Source organism: Planktothrix sp. FACHB-1355 (assembly GCF_014748295.1).
In the GTDB taxonomy this organism is placed as follows: domain Bacteria; phylum Cyanobacteriota; class Cyanobacteriia; order Cyanobacteriales; family Aerosakkonemataceae; genus Aerosakkonema; species Aerosakkonema funiforme_A.
Map to the genome: position 1 here is coordinate 1 of NZ_JACJUP010000120.1, position 9,755 is coordinate 9,755.

4 protein-coding genes are annotated in these 9,755 nt (G+C 42.0%); 2 read left to right on the forward strand and 2 right to left on the reverse strand.

What is annotated here, in order from left to right:
• Both H6S82_RS08195 and H6S82_RS08200 read left to right on the forward strand, forming a co-directional pair.
• The coding region (locus tag H6S82_RS08195; RefSeq protein WP_191056138.1) for a CHASE2 domain-containing protein at positions 1-1,600 on the forward strand (1,600 nt) is incomplete at its 5' end.
• 27 nt (positions 1,601-1,627) lie between these two features.
• Positions 1,628-2,380, forward strand: coding sequence for a DUF928 domain-containing protein (locus tag H6S82_RS08200; protein WP_190463831.1), 753 nt, complete (start codon positions 1,628-1,630; stop codon positions 2,378-2,380).
• A 9-nt stretch (positions 2,381-2,389) separates the two neighbouring features.
• Here the strand turns inward: H6S82_RS08200 and H6S82_RS08205 are convergent, their stop codons facing one another.
• Together H6S82_RS08205 and H6S82_RS08210 are read right to left on the reverse strand one after the other, a co-directional pair.
• Positions 2,390-5,284, reverse strand: a complete 2,895-nt coding sequence (locus H6S82_RS08205) for a CHAT domain-containing protein (RefSeq protein WP_190463832.1) — start codon at positions 5,282-5,284, stop codon at positions 2,390-2,392.
• A gap of 53 nt (positions 5,285-5,337) precedes the next feature.
• On the reverse strand, positions 5,338-9,755 hold a 4,418-nt coding region (locus tag H6S82_RS08210; protein ID WP_191056139.1), incomplete at its 5' end, for an S-layer family protein.

Sequence of the window (9,755 nt, forward strand, 5' to 3'; positions counted from 1 at the left end):
TAAAAATGAAAAGCTAGCAATTAATGATTTAAAGTATGGCTTAGGCAAAGCGATTCAACGAGGTCTGAAGCTGGCAATTTTTAATTCTTGTGATGGATTGGGTTTAGCGAATGAATTAGAAGAATTACAGATAGGGCAAATTATTGTGATGCGGGAGCGAGTCCCTGATAAGGTAGCCCAAGAATTTTTGAAGTATTTTTTGAGTGCATTTGCTGAAGGTCAGTCTTTATATTTGTCAGTGCGCTCGGCACGAGAAAGGTTACACGATGATGGAATCGAAGATAAATATCCGGGGGCAACTTGGTTGCCTGTAATTTGTCAGCATCCAGCTGAAGTGCCGCCAACTTGGAAAGAGTTACTCAAAACTTCAGAAATACAGCGTAGGCTAAGTTTCCGTACTGTGCTTCTTGCAAGTTTGCTTGTAACAGGATTGCTGATCGGAATACGACACTTTAGAATACTTCAGCCAATAGAACTGTGGGCATTTGACCATCTGATGCGACAGCGACCATACAATGACAAGCTAGATCCGCGATTGTTGATAGTTACTGTAACTGAAGAGGATCTTGAATATCAAAAACAGATGAAGATGGAGAGGCAATCAGAATCCTTATCAGATCAAGCACTGGCAGGAGTTCTAGATAAAATTACACCGCATAAACCGCGAGTCATTGGTTTAGATTTATATCGAGAATCTCCAGTAAAATTAAAATATCCAAATTTAGAAAAGCATTTGAAAAAAAATGAACGTTTGATTGGAATATGCCAAGTTGGTGGCACGTCGCCTCCTCCTGAAATCCAAGAAGAAGAACGTCTGGGATTTAGCGATATTCCCGAAGACCCCGATGGTGTTATTCGTCGCCAACTGTTGGGTATGTCCAAAACTGATAAGTCTAGTTGTCAAACACAACAATCTCTCAGCCTCCTGGTTGCACTGCGTTACTTGGCAGAAGAAAAAATCTCGCCTATAAAATTTACCCCAGAAAAAAATTTACAAATTGGTAACGTAATCTTGAAGCAATTAACAACAGATGCTGGGGGATATCAATTAATACCGAAAGAAGCTTTAGGCTACCAAATTTTAATTAATTACCGTGCTGCTGATTCAATTGCTAGGCAAGTTACTCTTAAAGAAATTTTAAACGGTTCGATTGATGCTGAACTCTCCAGCCTTGTAAAGGATCGAATTGTTCTTATCGGTACGATCGCTTCAAGTTATAAAGATTTGCATCTTACCCCATACAGTGGGGGTGAATGGCCGATGAAAATGCCGGGAGTAGTCGTTCAAGCTCACATGATCAGTCAGATCCTCAGTGCTGTATTAGATCGGCGGCCTCTACTGTGGTGGTGGTCTTCTGAAATCGAAATATTTTGGATTGCTAGCTGGTCTTTAGTAGGAGGTGTACTGGTATGGTACTGGCGATCGCTACTCTATCGGATACTAGCGATCGCCGCTGCGCTAGGTATCTTATATGGAGTTTGTTTTGTCTTATTGCTGAAAGCTGGTTGGGTGCCACTTGTCCCGTCGGCGTTAGCTTTGATATTTACTGGCATCACTGTAACAGCATACACTGCCTTTATTAATCGAAAAAAGCAATAGATATTTGTACAGGAAATTATGAATCAAATGAAGTTACTTGTTCAAAAACTTTCTCTTCCCTTTTCGATCGCTTGGATAACCTTGAACTTTACTAGCAATGCCACAACTGTACAGGCACAACGAACTACCTCAGATACTAATCGCGACTTTATCCAAGCACAATCATCAAACCAACAACCACTGGATTTCTCTGGTACGGGAAGACCTGATAGGCGCACAACAGGAGGCAGTCGTCGCGGATGTCCAAGCGTAGATATACCCCTGACTCCCTTAAGACCTGAGTATATGGGGTCAACTGTCTCAGAATATCCTACCTTTTGGGTTTATGTCCCTTATAATTCCAACCAAATACAATCTGGTGAGTTTGTATTGCAGGATGAAGAAGCAGATAGAGAAATCTACCGAACTCCCTTTACGCTGCGTGAAACACCAGGGATTGTCAGACTTCGCTTGCCGTCTAATCCGCAATATGCTCTAAAAATCGGTAAAACTTACCGTTGGTACTTCAAACTTTTTTGCAATACTCAAGATAAATCAGTATATGTTTTTGTTCAAGGATTGATACAAAGAGTTCCGCTAAACTCTTTAGCACCGGATTACAACGCCTACGCTATTAGTGGCATTTGGTATGATGCTTTAACCGATTTAGCTGACAAACGCCGCAGGGCTTTAGATGATGCTGTACTGAAAGAAAACTGGATAGCTTTGTTAAAGGCTGTTAAATTACAAAATCTGGCTGAAGAACGTCTAGTAGAGTGCTGCACGCCTGAAAAAAATTAATGAAAAGTATCAAAGCCAATTTCCTACTAAAACGTAAGCAGCCCAGTAATACGGAAGCTTCCAGTCTTTTTGTTCTTGATTAGTCAACATAGCTATTTGAGCCTTTTGAAGTGCTTCTGCTTTAGTTATATTTTCAGTAGTATTGCCATTAATTAACTGGCGATATAACTGACTCATAAATTCAGATGTGGACTCATCATTGACTGGCCACAAAGTCGCTAATGTACTGCGTGCCCCCGCTCGCACGGCTACCCCAGCCAGCCCCAAAGTTGCCCGATTATCTCCAGCAGCAGTTTCACAAGCACTAAGGATAAGTAGTTCAATAGGAACCGAATTATCGGAACGGTTAATTCGCAGTAATTGATCTAACTCCCTCACTTTAAGAAGTTTATCCCATGTCAGGATAAAAGTTTCTTCTGGATTGGAACTGAACTGTCCATGAGTTGCTATATGAACAATATTAAATTTAGCTGTTTCGATTTGTTTTTGAAGGTTAGTTTTGATAAAATCTTGATTTAAAAGTAGCTGGCTTCTGGGTACTGTAGATTGAATTCTTTTCAATTCTGTCGGCACGTTTGGTAATGCTTCAAACTCTTTATCATCATCAAATTTACGTCTTTCACTAATTCCAGCTGTTATAGCACTTAACTTATTTTGTCTCAGCGGTCGGGGGCTTAAGAGTTGCAGACCTGGTGTGAGGGCTATAGGATACTTCTGCACCAAATATTCTTTATTATCGGCATCATAAAGAACTGCCATTGGAATATTACGCAAAAGGCCATCCAGCACAAATACTAATGTTTTTACTTCGCTTTCAGCTAACTTGGTCTGTCTTGGTCGGATCAACCAGTCATATACCTTTTGGGATAAGCTATTAACGTCACTTGCAGTTGTGGCGACATCTGACAAGTATTCCCGCAGTTTTAAAAGGATATTTTCTACTTCATTTTGGGGTATCCTAGTTCTGTAGTGTTGTAACTTATCTTGCTTAGGCAATTTGAGAACTACCTCTAATCGTTCTTTCAAGATAATTGCATAAAAAATTGCTGTTAACGGTTTAGTTTCGTCAACTACTTTGTCAAGTATTTCCGGTTTTGCATCTAAACAAGCATCTCGAAAGAAATCATTTAACTCAGCTAACTGAAGCGCTTCAATTGCTTCACGAGCTTGCTTGAGGTTTTCTTGACTGGGTTCATCAGGTCGCAACAGTAAATCAACGAATTCTCGATAAAGAGGTTCTATACTATCGCGAAAATTAAACTGGACTTCTGGACTAATACTAACCAAATCACCTCGTAATGACTGAAGGTTCCTAAAGGCTGAAGTGTAAGCAGCGATCGCTCCTCGGTCTGCATCGGTACTTTTGCTTTTCTCCTCTGCCTGAGTTTGAAGTAAGCGTCCTAATTGCCATTGCCAACGATAGGCAACGTCTGGGGCTTTAATTGATGAAGTTAGGCTTAAAGCCTGTCTTGTGAATTCTTCAGCTTTAGGCAAATCTCCTCTCTGTTGGTATACCGCACCACGATATCCAAAAGCATAAGCAGAAGCGCGTCTATCTTTTAACTTTTGAGCCCGTTCAAAGGCATCACTTAAAATTTTATCTAAAATTTCATCAATCTTTGGCAACGAAGAAACATCTGATAGAGGCAATTTTTTTGTTTCTTTGGATTCTTTATGCAATGAATTACACTGCTGAATAACAGGAGATGACAATTCTGGAGTTTCGTTTTCGACTGCTTGCTGTTTTAGGCAGATTAGACTTTGAGCTAGGTTAATTCGCGCATAGATAGATTCTCTACTAGCAGGTAATTTAGTAATTTCAGGTTCGATTTGAGGCCACAAAGCTTGTGCTTCAGATAAGCGCCCTCTATTTTCAATTAACAAACTCAGTTGATTCAGCTGTGCTTGAATCTTTATTGTAGGAAAAGTAGAGGTAGCCGCTTGTTGATAGTATTCTAATGCCTTATTGGCGTCTGGCTGGGCGCGGGCAGTATTTCCTAAACTTAGCTGCGCTTCATTTTCATCAATAGGAGATGACAAATTTTGTGCTACTTCTAAACTTAGCTGTAATACTTTTTGAGAACGGTCTAAATTACCAGATACCCGCAGGAAATCACCTAGTAAACGCAACCCTGTTGCTTTTGTAGGTGAATCTGGTAATGCTTCAAAAATGGAGAGAAAATAATCTGGTTTTTCTGGGGTGGATTGGGTAGCTTTAGACAAGGCTTCGCAGTCTATATTTTTAACCTCTAAAGCTTGGAGTAAAATTTTGCAAGAACGAGGGTAAAGACCTAAATCTTGTTGAGCTTGGGCAAGATTGAGCAAACTTTGCGCCATTCTTTCTTTCTCGTTCATTCGCTCATAAGTATTAGCAGCTTTTTGCCATGTTTCTATGGCTGTTTCTGTTTGCCCAGTTGTTAGTTGTAATTGTCCTTGTATATCGAGGGATTGAGCAAGGATTCTTAATTTTTCTGGGGTATTTTGTTGTGTTTGCAGGAGGTTGAGGCTTTGAGCGATCGCTTCTTCTGCTTTATCCCATTCTGCTAGTTGCTGGTATGTTAAAGATAAATTGCTTAATGCCATTGCTTGATTCAAAATATCGCCTGCTGCGGCAAAAGTAGAAGCTGCCTGCTGCCAAGTACGTGCTGCTTCGCCAAAGTCTCTTATTTCGTAGCTGCGTTTAGCCTGTTGTACCAGTTGTAATCCCGATGGCTGACTTTGGACTATTGGTATTTGTGCAGAAACTTGGGCAACAATAGAGGGTAAACCCAGTGAAAGAACAAATAATAATGCTGCTACAATTAGCAAGCGTCGTCTGTATAATCTTTTGACAACCTTCAGCCAATTGCCAGTCGATCTATTATTTTTTAATTTTCTATTGAAGTTAGTCTGATTATTTCGCATTTGATGTTCCTCCTATCAACTAAAATCAGAAAATGTCGTTAATTTGTTCTGATTTAACGTGCCGGACAGGTAGGAGGATTTCGCCCCAGGCGGTTGCTTCCCGTACCAGTTGGATCGTAAGCTGTGAAAACTAATTGACCTTTTTCGTTGAGTATCCAACCTTGTGCAGGGACAATAGGGAGGGAGTCAGGACGGGGCGATCGCACACTAATGGCAGTGTTTGAGCTAGTTGTGCTAGCTTGAGTTGGTTCGACTAAACTTACCCTCACGGTTCTACTGGAGAGAGCTTCGCTGGGATTGGGGGGAAGTCCACCGCGACCCGTGACGGTAAATTCACTACCTTTGCCCAAGGTACAGGGGTTTTGGGCGATCAGAGCATCTGGGTCTACGATGGTTTGTGGTAGTTCGATTAATCCAGAACTGGGGTCAACATCAGGGGTAATAAGTTGCACTGAGCCTTGGGATTGAGGGCCACCTTGTTGCGAAATGGCAGTAATATCGCTGGTAGGCAGTAGGCTGGGATCTAGGAGGTTGGGGTCGTTAGTATTTAGTAGGGTCTGTAGATCTTCTCTGGTGCGTGACACTGATCCAAAGATGGCTTGGGCATTGATTCTGACTTGACCTCCAGAACCTTGTTGGGCGTTGGCACGGATATCGCTATTTTCTAAAGCGGCTAAGATACCTGTGTCGATGGTAATATTGCCGCCTGTGGCAATGCCCTGTGCGTTGGTAGTGATACTGCTAGTACGGCGTAGTTGTACATCTTGGGATTGTAGGGTAATGTTGCCGCGATCGCCTGCTGCGGTTTCTCCTGTCATGGTTCCATTATTCAAACGGATGGAATCAGCTGTAACTTCTAAGTTACCAGCCGCTCCTTTTCCTTTAGCTGCTACAGCTATTTCAGCCCTATCCTGAAGAATTAATCGTTCTGTGGAAATTATCAAGTTACCAGCCGCTCCATCTGCTTCAGACTGTGTAGTTAAGCCACTTGAAGATTGACCATCTGCTGTAGCGCCAATTAGTTCTATTGAGTCTGAAGCAGTTACGGATAGAGTTCCCCCTTTACCACCACTGGCTGTAGCTGCTGCGATCGCTGCTCCATCCCGGAGAACTAACCGTCTATTTTCAAGAATTACGTTTCCAGAATCTCCTTGGCCAAGAGTACTACTACTAATTTTGGAGCCTTCAGTTAAGACCAGATGGTTTGCTGTAATACTGATATCTCCTCCCCGACCTACAGCCCCAAATTCCAATGTGGTGAATAGGTTGCCATTATTTAGCGATACAGAATCCTGAGCTTGTACTAATATGCTTCCAGCATTTCCTTGACCAAAAGTGCTGGTACTAATTCGAGCGCCATCAGAAAGCAAAACAGATTTGGCTATTAGGGTGACATCGCCACTATTGCCTACAGCACCAATTCCTAAATCGCTGATAATTGCACTTTCAATTCCATCAATTTTTCCACTAAGAGTAAGAGCATCACGAACTTCAATTCTTACGTTTCCAGCATTTCCACGACCACCTGGAATCGTACCCGAAGTTTCTCTGACTAGAGTTTGCAGTTGAGATCCATTTGTTAGAGAGAGTGATCCTGCTGTAATGTTAATATCTCCTCCCTTACCTACTGCTCCAGCTTCTACTGTACTGAAAATATTAGTATTGCTACTTGAGAGTAAAACCGAGCCTTCAGCTTGTACAAAAACGCTGCCAGCATTTCCTTGTCCAAAAGTACTCGTACTGAATAGAGCGCCATCAGAAAGCGAAAGTGAACCTGTTTTAATCTCTATATTGCCGCCATTACCTATAACCCCAGAATCTACAGTGCTTCGTATCCCAGTGCTTTCACCAGAGAGCGAAATCGAGTCTTCAGCTTGTAAAAAAACGCTCCCACTATTTCCATTTCCAAAGGTACTGGCACCTATTCCAGCACCATTGAGGAGAGAGACAGACTTGGCTGCAATCGTGATGTTACCACCGTTTCCTACTGCTCCATATATTACTGCACTGTTGATAAAACTACCATCCAAATAGACTTCATTATTAGCCTTAACGTTGACATTTCCAGCATTTCCATTTCCAAAGGTAGTAGCCAGTAAAACAGCACCGTTAGTCATTGATAGGGAACCCGTTGTAACGGTAACATTACCTCCATTGCCTATTGCTCCAGAGTTTACTACACTGGATGCACCACTGGGATTAGTAAGTTGATCGCCACCCGTTCCATCTAAGAATATGGAATCATCCACTTGGATTGTTACATTACCAGCATTTCCCGTTCCACGGGTACTGGCAGTTAGAGCAGCACCATTAGTAACAGAAAGCGATCGCGCTGTTAGTGTAATATCACCTCCGTTACCCACTGCCCCTGCTTCCACTGTACTGAATGCACCACTCGTAGAACGATTGCTACTTACTCCATCAAATAAGGCTGCATCGCGTGCAGTAATAGTTATATTTCCTGCATCTCCTTGTCCGCGAGTACTCGTAGCTAAATTAGAACCATCAGTCACAAAAAGCGATCCAGTCGTGATATTGATGTCACCACTTTTGCCCACAGAACCAAATTCTTCTAACCTACTTAAGGCAGCACTTTCTCCACTAAAAGAGATAGAATCACGTGCAGTAATGTTGATACTTCCGGCACTTCCCTGCCCGCGACTACCAGTAGCTAATTGGGCGCGATTAGTGACAGAAAGCGACCCAGTTGTAATATTAATATCACCACCTTTGCCCTCGCCTCCATTCTCTACACTGCTAGATATGCCACTTGTAAATCCATTGCTACCTACTCCATCAAGAAAGACTGTATCTGTAGCTTGAATTGTTACATCTCCAGCATCTCCTCGTCCCCTAGTACTAGCAATCACTTGAGAGCCATTAATTACAGAAAACGATATAGTTGTAATATTTATATTTCCGGCATTTCCCACTGCATCTGTTTCTAAGCTATTAAAAATTCCACTTCCATCAGAAAGTGAAAGTGAACCTGTTTTGATATTTATATTGCCACCGTTACCTATACTCCCAGGATTTACAGAGCTAGAGATAGCAGTGCTGCTACCTATAAGCGATATGGAGTCATCACCCTGAACCAAAATGTTACCAGCATCTCCATGCCCAGATGTAGCAGCCAACATCTGAGATCCATTGCTCAGTAAAAGTTGCTGAGCCTGAATCTCAATGCTGCCAGAATTACCCTGTCCATATGTAGTGGTACTTAATGTAGCTCCATTTGTTAAAGAAAGCTCTCCTGACTGGATACGAATGTCACCTCCTTTGCCTTTTGCTCCAGCTTCTACTGTGCTAAAAACACCAGTTGTCAATCCGCTCTTACTTACCCCGTCAAAGGAGACAATACCACTAGCTTTTATTGTTACGCTACCAGCATCTCCCTGTCCCAAAGTAGTGGTAACTAACTCAGCCCCATCACTCAAAGAAAGCGAACCGGATTGAATGCTAATATTGCCACCTTTGCCTATAGCTTCAGCTTCTACATTGCTTAAGACAAAGCTATTTTCTAGAGAAACAGAGTCTTCAGCCTGTACGGATATGCTTCCTGCATTTCCTTGTCCAAAAGTTCTACCGATCAAGAAAGCTCCGTCTGTTAAAGAAATTGACTTTGCTTTAATAGTGATTTCTCCTCCATTACCGATAGCACCAGATGCTACGGTACTGAAAATAGTAGTTCCATCACCTGCCATAGAAAAGCGATCTCGGACATTAATGCTCACATTTCCAGCATTACCTTTGCCAAAAGTATCAGTAGCTAATCGGGCACCATTACTTAGAGAGAGCGAATTCGCCTCAATATTTATGTTCCCCGCATCACCTACAGAACCAAGTGCTGCACTGCCGAAAATACTGGTGTTATCACCTGTAAGCGATACATTATCACGAACATTAATTGTTATACTCCCTGAATTCCCTTGTCCAAAAGTGCTATTGGTAATTAGTGCTTTATCTGCCAATGAAAGTGAACCTGCTGTAATAATAATGTTGCCACTTTCCCCTGCTGCTTTTGAGCCTAAGTCATTTCTAACGCTACTTGACTGCCTTATTGAAACTGCTCCAGTAACATTAAGCGTTATATCTCCGTTTTGAACGCCAACACTTTCAGAACATGAACAGCTACCAGCTTGAAGACTGCTCTCTCCAAAAATATTTAATATTTGAGCATTGATTGTTATATTACCCCCATTTCTAGCACGTACATCTATTGATGATTTATTAGTGATTGAAATAGCACTTCGCGCTATACCATCAAGAAAATTCAACTGTAAAAGGTTGCTATTAACATTTAACCCGACTGCTCCTATTCCTGCCAAACCGCCTAATTCAACTTGACCGCCTGGTGCGTTTAAGTTTGCTCCCGATAGCAGTACACCTCCACCCACTAACGCTAAAGTTTTATCAGGTTGTACCTCAAGAGTAGATCTTTGTACGCTAATGCCTGCCGCCTTATCTCGGA